This window comes from Variovorax atrisoli 110B (assembly GCF_000382045.1).
GTDB lineage: Bacteria > Pseudomonadota > Gammaproteobacteria > Burkholderiales > Burkholderiaceae_C > Variovorax > Variovorax atrisoli.
Window position 1 is genome coordinate 34,963 of record NZ_KB907470.1, and the last position, 18,629, is coordinate 53,591.

1 protein-coding gene is annotated in these 18,629 nt (G+C 68.0%); it reads right to left on the bottom strand.

Annotated elements, in window-relative coordinates; translation table 11 throughout:
• Positions 1-63 precede the first annotated feature (63 nt).
• The gene (locus G369_RS36750) at positions 64-18,579 is read right to left on the bottom strand and encodes an Ig-like domain repeat protein (protein WP_019658315.1); all 18,516 of its coding nucleotides are present in this window, start codon (positions 18,577-18,579) and stop codon (positions 64-66) included.
• Positions 18,580-18,629: the final 50 nt, after the last annotated feature.

Sequence of the window (18,629 nt, forward strand, 5' to 3'; positions counted from 1 at the left end):
GGCCTGTCGGCCGAGGAGAAGGGCGCGCATGGGTCACGCCCTTTTCTCGTCCGGCGTTGGGCCTCAGGCCAGCACGAGCTGGTGGTTGGCGAGCAGCGTCGCGAGGTCGGTGGTCACGCCGTTGAGCGTGATCAGCTGCGTCGCCGAGTAGGCGCCGCCCGCTCCGTCGCGGTCGATGTACAGCGTGGTGTTGCCTCCGCTGACCGTCACGCTGAGGTACTTGCCGATGGTCTCGCCGGCGTCGATGGTGGCGACGCCGTTGATGTAGCGGGCCGCGCCGTCGGCGTCCGCCTGGTAGCCGACCAGCAGTTCGCGGATGTCGATGCGGTCCGCATTGGCGGTTGCCTCGAAGGTTCCGACGGTGAACGAGTTCACCGAATCGGCACCGTTGCCGCCGGTGGCATCGCTGGAGGCGAGCAGCTTGTACAGCAGCGTGTCACGCCCCCCGCCCGTGAGGTTGAAGACATCGTTTCCGCCGCGCCCCTCGAACTGGTTGTCCGCCGCGTTGTCGGTGAAGACATCCGAGCCGCTGCCGCCGGCGAGGCCCTCGATGTTGCTGAAGGTCGCGCTGCCGAAGCCGGTGCTTTGAACGCCGGCCTTGCTCAGGTCGATGGTCAGCGGCGTGCTGCCAGCGAGCTTGTAGTCGACGACGTCGACACCTCCCGTGTTGCTCCACGCCCTGACGCCCGATACCGTCACTGTGCCCCCGCCGCCCTCGTACTTGTCGTCGCCGAGGGTGGCGAAGAAGGTGTCGTTGTAGCCGGTTCCGACGATGCCGTTGCCGATGTCGGCGTTGGTCACGTTGCTGTCGGACTCGGCCGTCAGCACGAAGGCATGGTTCGCAGCGCCGGCCTTCAGGCCGGTCCAGGCCGCATTGACGTTCTCGATGGTGTTGCCGCCGAGGCTGCCCAGGCCGCCGACGTCCGCCGCCTTGCCGTTGGCGATGCGCAGGAGTGCGAGCGTGTAGGTCTCGCTGGCGTCGAGCCCGTAGAAATCGACGATCGCCGAGCTGTCGTTGGTCTGGTTGCCGGACTGCGGGTTGATCATCTGCGTGCTCACCAGCTTGCCCTTCGAATCGAAGAGCTGGACCGTGTTGCCGTAGAGCGCGTTGATGCCCTGCGCATCGAGGATGCGGAAATGCAGCGCCGTGCCATCGGCCACCGTGCTGGTGTTGGTGATGAACTTCGTGTTGCCCCGCTGCGTGAATGCCAGCAGGTCGCGGTCGCCGTCCCAGTCGATGTCGACCGCGACAGCGCCGGTCACGGCGTTGTTGGTCGCGTTGTTGCCTGTCCAGATGCCGGTCTCATTCAGCCCTCCCAGAAGGTTGACGGTGTCGAACTGGACATTTCCGGACGAACTCTTGTTGAGGTAGAGGTTGATCGGTCCGGACATGCCGCTGGCCGTCTGGCCGCCGCTCGGCCCCAGGCCGGGCAGTTCGACGGCATCCATCTTGCCGTCGCCGTCCCAGTCCACTGCGATCGAGGGACCGCCCTGCAGGCGCTTCGTGGTCGGCGTTGCGCCGTTCCAGCCGACGTACGCGTCGTTGACCATGTACATGCCCGACGGTTGGCTGCCGACGCCGGCGTACTGCGTCCCGGAATCCATCTTCAGCTTGCCAGTGCCGTCATTGAAGATGATGCGGCTCTGGTATTGGGCGTCGGTGGTGGTGCCGTACCCGCGGCTGAGGAACAGGTCCATGTAACCGTCGCCGTTGAAATCGGCCCAGGTCATGGAGATGCCGTTTCCATAGTATGGGTCGTCGTCTGTGCGCTGGAAGGTCTTCTCGATGATCTGCGTGTTCTCCCAGGTGCCGTCGCCCTTGTTGCTCGCGACGACCAGCCGGTGCTGGTTCGTACTCCTGCCCAGACGAGGATTGGTGTTTGGGTCGTCGTACGGTCCGCCGAGCTTCGTGAGGCTTGCCGTGGCGTGATAGACCAGGTCGACCTTGCCGTCGTTGTCCAGGTCGACGCCCGACAGTTCCATGTCGAAGGTCGTGTTGTAGTAATTGTTCGAATTGGGCGCGCCCGACGCGGACGCCTTGTCGTCGGTGTAGCCGCCGTCCTTCACCATGCCGAGGATGGTGCCGTCCGCGTTCAGCACGATCTGGGAGTCGTAGCCGCCGCCGCTTGTCGCGTCGTTGGGCGTCTGGTCGCCATATGCCAGATCGACCAGCCCGTCCCCGGTCTTGTCGAAGGCCACCACGCCACCGAACCAGCTGTACGTATTCGCGCTTCCGGGGGTGAGCTTGTCGCCGTACACGGCGGCCGGCCCGCCGACCTGCACGGCGGTGTAGGAGGCGCCGTTGTAGAGGAAGGCCTGCTGGCCATCGTCGTAGGTGCTGTCCTCCGCGAACAGATCCATGTATCCATCGCGGTTGAAGTCCATGAACGTGGCGTTCTGCACGTAGTTTGGCCCGACATAACCGCGGGCATAGCCGATGCTTGAAGCATCGTTGGTATTGCTGCGGAGATACGTCTGCTTGAAGCTGCCCAGCGAAGCGCTGTCGCTCCCGTCGGCATCCAGCATCGTCTGGTTGCTGTGGATGCGCCACATGCCGTTCTCACCGAGCGTGTAGGCAGTCGCCTTCTGGTTCGGGTCACTGGCCACCGATCCAACGGTCACCGTCGGCGCCGTCGCGACGATCAGTTCACCCGTGGTTGCGTCGTCGGTGACCACGGCAGCGGAAGCGTTCTTCACGACGGCCCGGACGTCATGAGTTCCGACCGGAATGTCCGACGTCACCTGCACATACCAGCTCTCGTTTTGCGAATCGACAACCACCGAACCATCGGCCGAGCTGTAGGTTTTTCCGACAATGGTGACCTCGAGATACTGGCCACCGACCAGCTTGAACGGGATGCCACCCGAAACGAGCGGCGTGGTATCGACGGTCGTCTGGCGGTTGACCGTGACGGCGTAGTCCACGGTCAGGCTGAAGTTGCCCGACAGGCTGGCCTGGTTGCCCGTCGCAGTGGTCACGGCAGCGCGATAGGTATGGGTCGATCCGTCCGCGAGAACTCCGAGGTCGTAGGTCCAGGTGGTGCCCGTCACTGTCGCCGTCCCCAGCAGGGTGGAGCCTTCGTAGACATTCACCGTATCGCCGGCGCCGAGCGCAGTCGTCAGGGTGCCGGTGAGTACCGGGGTCGCGTCATCGGTCGTAGTGCCGCTGCCGAAGGTACCCCTGGCCGGACCCGCGTCGTCGATGTAGCCGGCGATCTTCGCCTCGTTGGCCGGCACCCTCGTGTCGACCGTGAAGCTCAGCGGCGCCGATCTTGGGCCTTCATTGCCTGCGACATCGACGTTGCTAACCGTCAGGCTGTGAGCGCCGTCGGCCAGCTTCTTGCTGGCGTCAGGCGTGAAGCTCCACTTGCCGGAGCCGTCCGCCATCGTGGAGCCGATCAGCGTGCCGTTGTCGTAGACCTTCACCAAGCCGTTGGGTTCGGCGCCGCTACCACCCACCTCGGGGAGGGCGTCATTGGTTGCGCCGCTGGGCGTGATGATCCCGACGACGGGGGACACGTCATCGACGGCGCGGTCGATGGAAGGCGCGGTCGCAGGAGCGACCGTATCGACGGTGAAGGCGAGCGCTGCCGACGCGGGGCCCTCGTTACCGGCGGCATCCACGTTGCGCGCCGTCAGGCTGTGAGTGCCATCGGCCAGTTCCCTGCCGGCTTCGGGCGTGAAGCTCCACTTGCCGGAGCCGTCCGCCGTCGTGGAACCGATCAGCTTGCCGTTGTCGTAGATGCTCACCATGCCGTTGGGCTCGATTCCCGTCCCTCTAATCTCGGGGCGGACATCGTCGGTCATGCTTCCAGGCGCGATCGAGCCGGTGATCGGTCCGACGTCGTCCACGGCACGATCGATGGAAGGCGTGGCCGTCGGAGCGATCGTGTCGACCGTGAAGACCATCGCCGTCGACTGCGGGCCCTCGTTGCCCGCTGCATCGACGTTTCGCGCCGTGAGCCTGTGCAGACCATCGGCGAGCTCCTTGCCCGCCGCGGGCGTGAAGCTCCAGTTCCCCGAGGTATCCGCCGTCGCAGTACCGATCAACGTGCCATTGTCATAGACGTGGACGGTGCCGTTCGGTTCTGCGCTCGAGCCTGTCAGTTCGGGACGTGCATCGTTGGTCGCGCCGCGCGACGCGATGGCCCCCGTCACCGGCGCGACGTCGTCCCTTGCGCTGTCGATGGAGGGAGCGGTCACCGGTGCGGTCCGGTCGACCGTGAGCGTGAACTCCGCCGAGGCACCACCCTGGTTGCCCGCAGCGTCCTCGACGCGGGCGGTGTAGCGGTAGGTGCTGCCATCATCTAGGCCCTTGTCCTCGAAACTCCAGGTGCTGCCGCTCACGACGGCAGCGCCAAGGCGCGAGCCGTTGCGATAGACCGCCACTACTTCGTTCGTCGCAAGCGGCGCTGAGAGCGTGCCGTTGAGTTGGGGCGCCGCATCGTTGGTCGCGCTGCCGGACGCGAAATTGCCCTTCTGCGGATCGCGGTCATCGGTGAAGTCGGTGATGGCCGCCTTTTGGACGGGGGCCGTCAGGTCGAGCGTGATGGAGTGAGCCGAGCTCTCTGCGCCCTGGTTGCCACCGGCGCTTACGACGCGGGCGGTGTACCTGTAGGTCGCACCATCGGCGAGTCCCTTGTCGGCGAAACGCCAACTGGTTCCGGACACCGTGGCGGTGCCGATCGCGGTTCCGTTTCGCAGCACCTCGACCACCTCGCCCGTATTCAGCGCTGTTGAGATCGAGCCCACGAGTACCGGGGCGGCGTCGTTGGTCGTTCCGCCGTCTGCCACGGCGCCCCGCACCGGATCGACGTTGTCCTGCACTCGCGTGATATCCACCGTTTGCGTAACCGTCGAGGTGATGACGGTGAAGCGCATGCTGTTCGAGGCTGCTCCGGTATTGCCGGCCAGGTCCATGACCCTGGCCTCGTAGGTGTAGGTGGTGCCGTTCGAGAGGCCGGTGTCCTCGAAGACCCAGTCGGTACCGTTGACGCTCGCATTGCCCACGTACACGCCATTGCGGAACACGCGCAGTTGTTCCGATCCTCCCAGCGTGGCGGAGAGCATGCCCTCCAGCCTGGGCGAATCGTCGTTGGTGTTTCCATTGGCCGGAATGCTGCCCAGCACAGGGTCGACGTTGTCAAGTGCGCGCGCGAGCGTCACGGTCTGCGATGGTGCGACCGTGTCGACCGTGAAGACCATCGGCGCCGACTTCGGTCCTTCATTGCCCGCCGCGTCGACACTGCTCATCCTGAGGCTGCGCACGCCGTCGGCCAGTTCCTTGCCGGATGCAGGCTCGAAGCTCCACTTGCCGGAGGCATCGGCCCTGGTGCTGCCGATCAGCACGCCGTTGTCGTAGACGTTCACCGTGCCGTTGGCTTCGGCGCCCGAGCCCTTGAACTCAGGGCGCGCGTCGTTGCTCGTGCCGCCCTGGGCGATCGGGCCCTGGACCGGGTCGACGTTGTCGATGACGCTGTCGATGACCGGTGCGGCAGACGGGGCGACGGTATCGACCGTCAGCGTGAAGTTCGCCGAGGTGGTTCCCTTGGTGCCGGCAGCGCTGGCGATTGCGGCGGTGTAGGTGTGCGTGCTTCCATCGGCCAGCGTCGGCAGCTTGAACTCCCAGACGTTGCCATTGCCGTTCACGGTGGCGGTGCCCAGCAGTACGCCACCTTCGAGGATCTGCACGACCTCGCCCGTCTTCAGGCCCGACACGGTGCCCTTGAGCACCGGCGTGGTGTCGTTCGTGGTCGTGCCGCTGGCGTAGTCGCCCGCATTCGGGTCGACGTCGTCGGCATAGGCGGTGATGGCCACCGCATTCCCGGCGGTCGGCGTCGAGGTGTCGACGACCACGGTGCGGGCGTCGAAGGCCGCGAGGTTGCCGGCGGTGTCCACCACGCGCACCCTGTAGTCGTGGCTGCCGTCGGCCAGCACCCTGCCGTCGACGTAGCTCCAGTTGCCGCCGCTGACGATCAGGTTGACCCAGGTGGCGCCGCCGTCGAGGCTGATCTGCGCGGTTTCGTCGGAGGCCAGCGTGCCGGTCAGCCTGCCGTTGATGGTCAGGCTGGTATCGCTGGTGATGAAGTCGCCGGCGACACCGGTGTCGGTGCTGATCGAGGCGATGTCGATGGTGATGCCCGCCGAGTGCCGGGTGTCGATCACCACGCGCTGGCTGGTCGGCTTGCCGGCATTGCCGGCGGCGTCGACGACGCGCGCCTGGAAGACGTAGTCGCCAGCCGCGAGCGGCACAGCGGTGTTGTCCAGCCGATAGGTGTTGCCCGAGACCAGCGTCGCATCGCGCCAGCTGGTGCCGTTGTCGAGCGAGATCTGCACCTTCTCGCCGGTGGCGGCCGCAGCGTCCAGCGCCGCCGTCACGACGAGGGTGGTGTCGCTGGTGATGAAGTCGCTCGCGCTGGCGCCGGTGTCGTCGCTGATCGAAGTGATCGTTGCCACCTGCGCAGGCGCAGTGGTACCGACCGTGAAGGCCAGCGGCGCAGACCGCGGTCCCTCGTTGCCGGCCGCATCGACGCTGCCCGCCGTCAGGCTGTGCGCGCCGTTGGACAGCGCCTTGCCGGCTTCGGGCGTGAAGCTCCACTTGCCCGATCCGTCGGCGATCGCGGTGCCGATCGGCGTGCCGTTGTCGTAGACCTTCACCGTGCCGTTGGGCTCGGCACCCGCGCCCGCCATCTGGGGGCGGGTTTCGTTGGTCGTGCTGCCGGCGGTGATCTGGCCGATGACCGGTGCCGTGTTGTCCATGACGCTGTCGATCGAAGGCGCCGCCGCGGGTGCGGTGCGGTCGATGGCGATCGAGAAGAGCGCGGAGCTCGGCCCCTTGTTGCCCGCGGCGTCGATGACGGCGGCGCTGTACACGTAGCTGACGCCATCGACCAGGCCCGAGTCCTGGAAGGTCCAGGTGGTGGCATCGGCCATGGTGGCGGAGCCGACACGCCTGTAGTTCCGATAGATCGCCACCACTTCACCCGCGCCGAGCGGGGCGCTCAACGTGCCGTTGAGCATGGGCGTCGTGTCGTTGGTGGCGCTGCCCGAGGGGAAGTCGCCCTGCTGCGGGTCCTGGTTGTCCGTGAAGCTGGTGATCGCAGCGGTCTGGCCCGGTGCGGTGAGGTCGAGCGAGATCGCATAGGCAGCGCTCTTCGCCCCCTCGTTGCCGCCCGAGTTCACGACGCGGGCGGCATAGCTGTAGGTCATGCCGTCGGCCAGGCCCGAGTCGGAGAAGCTCCAAGTCGTGCCGGTGACCGTGGCGGTGCCGACCACCTTGTCGTTGCGCAGCACCTGGACCACGTCGCCAGCCCCCAGCGCGGTGGAGATGGAGCCGGTGAGCAACGGGCTGGTTTCGTTGGTCGCGGCGCCGCTGGCCACGTTGCCCATCGCCGGGTCGGTGCGGTCCTCCACACCGAGGATCTGAACCGTCTGGGTGACACCCGATGTGTTGACGGTGAAGCGCAGGCTGTTCGAGGCAGCGCCGGCATTGCCGGCTGCGTCCATGACCCTCGCCTCGTAGGTGTAGGCGGTGCCGCTGGAGAGGCCTGCGTCCTCGAAGGTCCAGCGGGTGCCGCTCACCTTGGCCGTGCCGGCGTGCACGCCATTGCGGAACACATGGAGCTGCTCGGTGCCGGTCAGCGCGGCCGAGAGCGTGCCTTCCAGCGTGGGCGTGTCGTCGTTGGTGGTGCCGTCGGCCGGGATGTCGCCAGATACCGGGTCGACGTTGTCGATGGCGCGCAGCAGCCTCACCGTCTGCGTCGGCGCGGACGTATCGATGCGGATGGCGTGGGCGTTCGACTCTGCCCCGGGGTTGGCGGCCGCGTCCTGCACGCGGACCGTGTAGACATAGGCGCTTCCGTTGGAGAGCCCGCTGTCGGCATAGGTCCAATGCGTCGCATCCGCCATGGTCGCGAAGCCGACCTCCTTGCCGTCGCGCAGGACCACGACCTTCTCGCCCGCCTGCAGCGCAGCCGAGATCGTGCCCGAGACCTGGGGCGCGGTGTCGTTGGTGTAGCCGTTGTTCGGCACGTCGCCCTGCTGCGGATCGACGTCGTCGTTCACGCCGGTGATGGCTGCCGTGGTGGCCGGACCGGAGAGCTTGAGCGTGATGACGTACGGCGACGAAGCCGCACCGCCGTTGCCGGCGGCGTCTTCGACGCGCACCGTGTAGCTGTAGCTCGCGGCGTTGGCGAGGCCGCTGGTGTCGGTGTAGGACCAGCTCGTGCCCGAGATCGATGCGGTGCCGATCTTGACGCCGTCGCGATAGACGGCGACGAACTCGTTGGCGGCCAGGCTGCCGGTGATCGTGCCCCTGAGTTCCGGCTGCGAGTCGTTGGTGGTGCCGCCGTTGGCGACATCGCCCTGCACCGGCTCGACGTTGTCGAACACGGTCGAGATCGCGGCCTTCTGCGCCGGCACGGAGGCGTCGATGGTGATGGCGTAGCTGCCCGAGATGGCGCCGCGGTTGCCGCCGGCGTCCTCGACGCGTGCGGTGTAGGCGTAGGTGCGGCCGTCGCTCAGGCCGGCGTCGTCGAAGGTCCAGTGGGTGGCGTCGGTCATCGTCGCGGTGCCGATGACTGCGCCGTCGCGCAGCACCACCACTTTCTCGCCTGCCTGCAGCGGCGCCGAGAGCGTGCCGGCCAGCTGCGGCGCGACGTCGTCGGTGAAGCCGCCGTCGGCCACCGTTCCCTGCAGCGCGCCCTGGTCGTCCTTGATCGAGACGATGGTCGTCGACTGCGATGGCGCGATGGTGTCGACCGTGAAGGCCGTCGCAACAGACTGCGGGCCCTCGTTGCCGGCCGCATCGACGCTGCTCGCCGTGAGGCTGTGGGCGCCGTTGGCCAGCTCCTTGCCGGCCTCCGGCGTGAAGCTCCACTTGCCCGCGTCGTCCACCGTCGCGGTGCCGATCAGCGTGCCGCTGTCGTAGATCCTGACGGTGGCGTTGGGCTCGGCCCCGGAGCCCTTCAGCTCGGGGCGGGCATCGTTGGTGGTGCCGCCGGAAGCGATGCTGCCGGTGACGGGCGCGACGTCGTCGGTGACGCTGTCGATCGAGGGCGCCGTGCTGGGCGCGCGCTGGTCGATGGTGAGGGTGAAGGCCGCCGAGGAGCCGCCGCGGTTGCCGGCGGCATCTTCGACGAATGCCGCGTAGCTGTAGCTGGTGTTGTCGACCAGGCCCGCGTCCTGGAAGGTCCAGGCGCCGCCGCCGGTCATGGTGGCGGCACCGAGGCGCGCGCCGTTGCGATAGACGACGATGACGTCGCCCGTGTTGAGCGTGCCGGCGAAGGTGCCGTTGAGCAGCGGCGAGGTGTCGTTGGTGACGGCGCCCGATCCGAAGGTGCCCGTCAGCGGGGCCTGGTCGTCGGTGAAGCCGACGATCTGCGCGGACTGCGAAGGCACTGCGGTGGCCACGCTCAGCGAGAAGTCCGCCGAGGCCGTGCCCTTGTTGCCTGCGGCATCGGCGATCACGGCCTTGTAGGTGTGGGCGGTGCCGTTGGCCAGGACCGGCAGCGCGAAGGTCCATGCGGCACCGTTCACTGTAGCCGTGCCCAGCAGCACGGCGCCCTCGAATATCTGCACGACGTCTCCGGCCTTCAGACCCGAGACCGTGCCCTTGAGCACCGGCGTCGTGTCGTTCGTGCTCGTGCCGCTCGGGTAGTCGCCGACATTGGGCGCAACGTCGTCGGTATAGGCGGTGATCGAGACGGCGTTGTCGGCGGTGGGGCCGCTGTTGTCGATGATCACGACCTGCGAGCTCGACGGGGTCGCGTTGCCGGCGGCATCCACGACGCGCGCCAGGAAGGTGTAGCTGCCATCGGGCAGCGAGACGGCCGTGTTGTCGAACTGGTAGTTGTTGTTGCCCACAGGCGTGGCGTTGCTCCAGGTCCTGCCGTTGTCCATCGAGATCTGCACCGTGGCGCCCTGCTCCAGCGCGGAGTCGAGCGTGATCGTCGCGACCAGCGTGCGGTCGCTGGTGACGAAGTCGTCGGCGCTCGTGCCGGTGTCGGTGCTGATCGCGCCGACGGTGGCCTTGGCCGTCGGTGGCGTGACGTCCACGTTGACCGTGAAGGAACCCGAGTGCGCGCTCTCGTTGCCCACGGAATCGGTGGTCGTGGCGGTGAAGCGGTGCGCGCCCTCTGCCAGCGGCGTGGTCGGCGTGAAGCTCCAGCTGCCGTCGGCCTTCACCGTGGCGGAGCCGAGGAAGCTGCCGTTGTCATAGATCTTGATGAGGTCGCCGGCGGTGGCACCGCTGCCGCCGAGCGTGGGCGTGGTGTCGTCGCTGTATGCGCCGCTGGCGAGCGCGCCCTGCACGAGGCCCACGTCGTCGCCGACGCCGGCGATCTTCGGCACTTCCGGGGCGGTCGTGTCGATGGTCAGGTCGATGGTGGCTTCGCCCTTCTTGCCCGCGGCGTTCACCGCGGTGGCGGTGTAGCTGTGCGTGCCCTCGCCTTGAGCGGAAAGCGTGAGACGCCAGCTGCCGCCGGCATCGGCGGTCGTCGAACCGAGGACCGTCGCGCCTTCCTTGACGGTGACGAGCGCGCCGGCCGTCGCCTTGCCCACGAGCGTGGGCGTCGTGTCGTCGGTGCGGGCACCGGGAGCGAGGTTGCCCTTGATGCTGCCCTGGTCGTCGACGACCTGCTCGATGCTGACGACGACGTCCGCGAGGTCGACGGTGAACTCAAGCGGCGCACTGGCGGCGCTGGTGTTGCCCGCGGCGTCGGTCACGGTCAGGGTGATGCGATGCGCTCCGCTGGCCAGCGGCGTGCTGGGCGTGATGCTCCAGGCGCCGTCGGTCGCGACCGTGATGCTGCCGATGAGGGCGCCGCCGTCGTACAGGCGAATGGTGTCGCCGGCCTTCACGCCGCTGCCGCTGAAGGTGGGCGTGGTGTCGTCTGTCACGCCGCCGGCGGTGATCGCGCCCTGTGCAGGCCCCTGGTCGTCCATGGCCATGACCACTGCAGGGGTGGCCGGTGCAGTGGTGTCGAGCACGATCGCATAGGCGCCGGTGCGCGGGCTGACCTGACCTGCGCCGTCGACCGCCTGCGCGGTGAGGTTCTTGGTGCCGTCGCCGCTCAGGGCGCTGGTGGTGACGCTCCAGGTGCCGTCGGAGGCCACGCTGGTCGAGCCAACGGCCGCGCCGTCGGCATAGACGGTGACCACCGTGCCGACCGTGCCCGTGCCGCGCAGGGTGGGCGTGGTGTCGTCGGTGCTCGCGTCGGGCGCCACGTTGCCGGTGACGCTGCCCTTGTCGTCGCTCACGCCGATGATCGCGGGTGCCGCCGGCGGATCGCCCACGAGCGTGAAGGTCGACGCGGGCGTGGCCGGGCCGATGTTGCCTGCCGCATCGACAGGGCATGCGACGAGGCTGTGTGCGCCCAGGGCGAGGGGCACGGCAGGCGTGAAGCGCCAGGTGCCGTCGGCGTTCACCGCGGTGCTGCCGATGAGATTGCCGTTGTCGTAGACGTTGATGGCCGTGACCTGGGCGGGATCGGCCGTGCCGGTGTACTCCGGCTTGCTGTCGTCGGTCTTCGCGCCGGCAGCCAGGGGGCCCTGGACAGGGCCGACGTGATCCAGCACGCGCAGCTGGGAGGCATCGAGGGCCGACGGCGGCGTGGTGTCCACGGTGAGCCTGAAATCGACGGCGCGCGGGCTTTCGTTGCCTGCCGCGTCGGTGAGCGTGTAGCTGATGCTGTGCGCGCCTTCGGCCAGCGGGAATGTAGGCATCAGCGTGCCCGTGTTCGGGTCGAAGGTCGCGGCGACCTTCGCGCCGTCGACGTACAGCGACGGCGTCAGGCCGGCCGCGACGGAGCCGATCTTGAAACCGGGCGTGGTGTCGTCGGTGAATGCCGCCGTGCTGGCCGTGTTCTGCACGGCGCCGAAGTTGTCGGCATAGCCCGAGATGGCATCCGGCCTCGCCGGCGGCGTCGTGTCGACGTTGATCACGAAGGGCGCCGAATGCCCGCTCTGGTTGCCCACCGGGTCGGTGGCCGTGACGGTGAGCTTGTGTTCGCCCTCGGACAGCGGTGCGGTCGGCGAAGCCGTGTTGAAGCTCCATCGCCCGTCGGACTGCACCGTGGTGCTGCCGATGGCGCTGCCGTTGTCATGGACGGTGATGATGTCGCCCGGCGTCGCGCCGCTTCCGCTGAGGGTGGGCCTCGTGTCGTCGGTGGCGGCGCCGCTGGCCAATGCACCTTGCACCGGCCCGAGGTCGTCTTCCGCGGATGCGACCACCGGCACGGCCGGCGGCGTGGTGTCGATGGTGAGCGTGAACGCGGTCTCGCTGCTGTTGCCGGCTGCGTTGACCGCCGTCACCTTGTAGCTGTGCGCGCCTTCCGACTGCGCGGGCAGCATGAGGCTCCAGTTGCCGTTGGCATCCGTCGTGGCGGAAGCCAGTGCCTTCGACCCCTCCTTGACGGTCACCACCGCGCCCGGCGAGGCCGTGCCCACGACGGCCGGCGTGGTGTCATCGGTGAAGCCGGCAGGGCGCGGCTTGACCGGCTGGCCCTGCCGCGGTTCCCCGGCCTTGGTTACGCTGACGGCCACCGCCGATGTGTCGACGGTGAAGGTCAGCGGCGTGCTGGCGATACTGGTGTTGCCCGCGGCATCGGTGATGGTGTGCGTGATGCTGTGCGTGCCATGGCCGAGGCCGGTCGGCGTGAATTCCCAGCGGCCGTCGGACTTGACGGTCGCGCTGCCGAGCAGCGTTGCGCCGTCGTACACCTTGACGATCTCGCCCGGCGTCGCGCCGCTGCCGGCCAGGGTCGGCGTGGTGTCGTCGGTGGAGCCGCCGCTGCCGAACTCGCCCTGCACAGGACCGAAGTTGTCCGATGCGGACACGGTTGCAGGCGTCGCCGGTGCCGTGGTGTCGAGCACGGCGCTGTCGACCGCCACCGGCCTGGAGACATTGCCGGCTAGGTCCTGGCTCACGGCGCTGACGCGGATGGACGCGCCTTCCGCGGGGTTGGGGAACGAGACATCGGCGAAGCCCTTGGCGACATCCGCCGCGGCCAGCGTCACCTCGACGTTGCGGTTGCCGTCGGTGACGCTGATGGCATCGCCTTCGGCGGCGCCGGAAACGAGCTTGACGCGCACGGTCACTTCGGAGCCCAACTCCTTGCCGTTGATGAAGCCGTCGTTGTTGGCGTCGCTGAGGATCGCGACGGCGATGACGGGCGCCACGCTGTCGACCGCGGCCGTCGCGGCCTGGCTGGTGTTGCCTGCCGCGTCGGTGGCGATCGCGCGCAACTGGGTGCCATTCATCGCCGGCGTTGAGGGCGTGATGCTGTATTTGCCGTTGCTGCCCGCGGTCGCGCTGCCGATGAGGTTGCCCACACTGTCCCTCAAGGTGACCAGCGAGCCCGCTTCGGCCGTGCCGGCGATGGTGCTGCCCGAGGTCGGATCGACCTTCGGTGCGTCTGGAGCCTTGCTGTCGACAGTGGCCGTGGCAGGTGCGCTGGTGTTGCCAGCTGCGTCAGTAGCGGTCACGCTCAGTTGCGTGTCATGCGCCGGCGGTGTGGTGGGCTTGATGCTGTAGTTGCCGTTGCCGTCCGCAGTCGCAGTACCGAGCGTGTTGCCGACGCCGTCCTTCACGGTGACGAGCGAGCCCGCCTCCGCCGTGCCGGTGACGGTGCTGCCGTTGGTGGGCTTCACCACCGGTGCGTCCGGAGCCAAGTTGTCGACCGTCGCCCTGGTTTCGGGACTCACGTTGCCCGAGGCATCGGTCGCGGTCACGCGCATCACCGAGTCGTGCGGCAGGGTGGTGGAGAGCTTGATGCTGTAGGCGCCGTCGTTGCCGGCGATCGCGCTGCCGATGAGCTTGCCGGCATCGTCGGTGATCTTGACGACCGAGCCGACCTCCGCCGAACCGGTGACGACGCCGCCCTGCGACGGATCGACCTTGGGTGCCGCAGGTAGCACGCGGTCGACGGTCGTCCTGGCTTCGGGGCTCGCGTTGCCTGCGGCGTCGGTGGCGACGGCGCGCAACACCGTACCGTGCGCCGGAACGGCCAAGGGCTTGACGCTGTAGGCGCCGTTGGGCGCGGCGATCGCACTGCCGATGAGCCTGTCGGTGTCATCGGTGATGCGGACCACGGAGCCGCCCTCGGCCGTCCCGGTGATCAGATTGCCGTTGCTCGGATCGATGACCGGTGCGGGAGGTGGCACGCTGTCGACCGTCGCGGTGGCCTCGGGGCTCTCGTTGCCTGCAGCGTTGGTGGTCACGACGTGCAGCACCGTTCCGTGCGGCGGGGTGAAGGCTGGCGTGACGCTGTAGGCACCGCGCGAATCGGCCGTGGTGCTGCCGATCAGCTTTCCGGCATCGTCCCTGATGGTGACCACCGAGTCGGGCTCTGCCATGCCTGTGATGGGACTGCCGTCGGTCGGGTTGATAGTGGCACCCGGCAGCGCCGTACGGTCGACCATCGCCCGGGCTTCGGGGCTGGTGTTTCCGGCAGCGTCGGTCGAAACGACGTGCAGCACGGTGCCGTGCGCAGGCGGCGCTACCGGCGTGACGGTGAAGGTGCCGTTGAATTCGGCGATGGTGCTGCCGATGAGATTGCCGGCGTCGTCCTTGACCGTGACGACCGAGCCGGCCTCGGCCTTGCCCGAGACGCGGTTTCCGTTGGTCGGACTGATCGTCGGCGTGACGGGCACGACGCTGTCCACGGTGCTTCGGGCCTCGGAGCTGCTGTTGCCGGCAGCGTCAGTGGCGAAGGCGCGCAGCACGGTGCCGTCCGGCAGGACGAGCGGAGGCTTGATGCTGTAGGAGCCGTTCGAAGCCGCCGTCGTGCTGCCGACGACATTGCCGACGCCGTCGCGGACCGTGACGACCGAATAGGCCTCTGCGAAACCGGAGATCAGCTTGCCGTTGGTCGGATCCATCGAGGGCTCGGCGGGCGGCACGCGGTCGACAGTGGCAGTCGCGCTCTGGCCGCTGTTGCCGGCAGCATCGGTGGCGATGACCCGCAGCACCGTACCGTCGGAGGGCGGCACCACAGGCTGCACGGCATAGGCCCCGTTGCCGTCTGCGGTCGTGCTGCCGATGAGCTTGCCGACGCCATCCTTGACGGTGACCACGGCATCGGGCTCGGCCGTGCCTGCGATCAGGCTGCCGTTCGTCGGCTTGACCGTGGGCGCATTGGGCGCCAGGCCGTCGACGGTGGCGCGTGCTGGCTGGCTGGTGTTGCCCGCTGCGTCGGTGGCGGTGACGTCCAACGGGGTGTCGTGCGGCAGCGGCGTTGCCGGCTTGATGCTGTAGTTGCCGTTGGCATCGGCCGTCGTGCTGCCGATGAGCTTGCCGGTGCCGTCCGTGACCTCGACGACCGAGTTGGGCTCGGCCTTGCCCGCGATCGAACCGCCGTTGGTCGGATCGACCTTGGGCACGGCGGGCAGCTCGCTGTCGACTGTGGCCCGCGTCTCGGGGCTGGTGTTGCCGGCCGCATCCGTGGCAACGGCGCGCAGCACGGTGTTGTGCGACAGGCCGCTCAAGGGCTTGATGCCGTAGCGGCCGTTTGAATCGACGGCAGCGCTGCCGACGATGTTGCCAGCGCCGTCGCGGATGGTGACGAACGAGCCCAACTCGGCCGAGCCGGTGATCGAGTTGCCGTTGGTTGCATCGACCGAGGGCTTGGCAGGCGGCGTGCCATCCACCGTGGCGGTGGCAGGCTGGCTGGCATTGCCCGCCCGGTCGGCCGCGATGACAGTGATGATGGTGCCATCAGTCTCACGGGTTCCGAGGCCGATGCTGAACTTGCCGCTCGCATCAGCGGTCGTGCTGCCGAGGAGCTTGCCTGCTCCGTCCTTTGCCGTGACCACGGAGCCGGCTTCAGCCTTGCCAGTGATCCGGCTGCCGTCGGTGGGATCGACGGCCGGTGCGAGCGGGGCCGCGGCGTCGACCATCATCGTGGCGGGTTGACTCGCATTGCCCGCGGAGTCGGAGGCGACGACGTTGAGCTGGGCACCGTCGGCCAGCGGCGCGGCGGGAACGACGCTGAACTTGCCGTTCGCGTCGGCCGTTGCACTGCCGACCAGCTTGCCCGCACCGTCCTTGACGGTGACGACTGCACCTGGCTCGGTCGTGCCGCTGATCGTGCGGCCGGAGCTCGGATCGACGATGGGCGCCGAAGGCGGCAGGCTGTCGACGGTGGCTCTGGCTTCCGGACTGTCGTTGCCGGCAGGGTCGGACGCGACGACGCGCAGCACGCTGTTGTGCGGCGGAATTGTCACGGGCTTGATGCTGTAGCGCCCGTTCAAGTCGGTGGTCGCACTGCCGAGCAGGGTGCCGGCGCTGTCCTTGACCATGACCAGCGCGCCGGACTCGGCGGTGCCGGTGATCGGGCTGCCCGCGGTCGGATCGACCGTGGGTCTCGACGGAGGAACGCCGTCGACCGTGGTCCTGGTTTCAGGGCCGGTGTTGCCGGCAGCGTCGGTAGCGGTCACGCGCAGCACCGTGCCGTCATTGGGGGGCGACTTGGGTACCACGCTGTAGAAGCCGTTGGAGCCGACCGTCGCGCTGCCGATGACCTTGCTGGCGATGTCCGTGACTGTGACGACTGAGCCGATCTCCGCACGACCGGTGATCTGGTTGCCATGCGTAGGGTCGACCGAGGGGGCGGCCGGCGGCACGCGGTCCACCGTGGTCAAGCCCTCGGCACTCACGTTACCGACGGCGTCCACGGCGGCGACGTGCAGTACGGTGCCGTCGGTCAGAGGCGTCGTCGGCATAAGGCTGAACTTGCCATTGGCATCGGCGGTGGTGCTGCCGATGAGCTTGCCCGCGCCGTCCTTGACGGTAACGAGCGCACCCGCTTCGGTCTTGCCTGCGATCGTCGTTCCGTTCGTTGCGTCCACCTGCGGGACATCGGGCGGCCTGCTGTCGACGGTGGTCGTCACGGCCCTGCCGACGTTGCCGGCAAGATCCTTGGCAACGACATGGATCACCGTGCCATCCGCCAGGGGCGTCGCGGGCGAGAGGGAGTAGGTGCCATCGGCAGCGGTGGTCCTGCTGCCGACAACCTTGCCGTTGCCGTCGGTGATGGTGACCAACGAATCAGGCTCCGAAGTGCCGGCGATCACGCGGCCGTTGGTCGCGTTGACGGTGGGCGTCGGCGGCGTGCCGTCGATGGTGGCGGTGGCGGGCGCGCTGGTGTTTCCGGCCGCATCGGCCGCGACGACCTTGACGACGTCGCCGTTGCGCGGCAGCTTGATGGGCGTGAGGCTGAAGATGCCGTTGTTGGCTGCCGTGGTGCTGCCGATGACGTCCCCCTTCTCGTCGGTGACGATGACGATCGAACGGGGCTCCGCAATGCCGGTGATGGGATTGCCGTCCGTCGGGTTCACCTTAGGCGTGGCAGGCGCGGTGCGATCGATGACGGCGGTTGCAGGGTCGCTGCTATTGCCTGCGGGGTCGGTTGCCACCACCGAGATGGACGTGCCGTCCGCCGGAGGCGTGGAGGGCGTGAAGCTGAACCTGCCGCTGACATCGGCAGTCGTACTGCCGATGAGCTTTCCGGTGTCGTCCCTGATGGCGACCACCGCGCCGGGCTCGGTCGAGCCGGCGATCTTGCTGCCGTTGCTCGGATCGAGCGTGGGCCGTCCGGGAGCGGTCAGGTCAACGGCCGTGGTGGCCGGTACGCTCGCATTTCCTGCGGAGTCGACGGCCACGACCTTGATCACAGCGCCATTGGATAGTGGTGCTGGCGGCATGATCCGGTAGGCGCCGTCCTCCCCGGCAGTCGTGCTGCCAATCACGTTGCCGCGCTCGTCGGTGGCGGTGACCACCGAGCCGGGCTCGGCCTTGCCGCTGACGGAGATGCCGGTGGTCGGCTGGATCGTGGGTGCGGCCGGCGCCAGGCTGTCGACCGTCGCACGGGCCTCGGGACTCACGGTACCCGCCTGGTTCACTGCGACGACGCGGAGTTCGGAGCCGTGAGGCGGCTGCGTCGACGGCACGACCATGTAGCTGCCGTCCGAGGCGACGACCGCGCTGCCGATCTCCTTGCCGGTGTTGTCGAAGACCTTGACAGTCGTGCCCGGCTGGGCAGTACCGGTGATCTTCGTGGCATTGGTGGGATTGACCGTGGGCCTGCCAGGCGACGAGTCGTTCGCAGGCGATGCACGTGGCGTCGAAGGCGCCACCGCCATCATGGAACCGCCGCTGAAGCTCCCTCCGCCGCCTGCATTGACACCGGCAGCCGCCAGCCCACCGCCCAGCAGCCAGGGCACCACGCCGAAGTTGAAGTCCTGTGCCAGCAGCAGGGGCTCGATGGCGTCGATGCTGGTATAGCTGAATGCCAGCTCACCCTGTCCTTCACCGAAGCCGGTCAGCCACAGGCCGCCGTCTTCACCCTCGAGCACGAGATCGCTCTTGTGGCCATCGAACAACGAGAAGAAGTCGCGGACGGTGACGACCTCATCCGAGACAGAGGTGATGACCAAGTCGTTGCCGACACGGCGCATTCCCCTGATCTGTTCCCTGGACAGTCCCACCCGGACGACTGCGGCCTCGTTCAGGAACACCTCGGACACCGAGACGGGCGTGGAGTCGCCGCTACGCTTGCTGACCACCTTCAACGAAATCATTTTCTGCTCCCTGCATTTTTCTATCGACGAGTAAATTCCAAGGAGCTCCA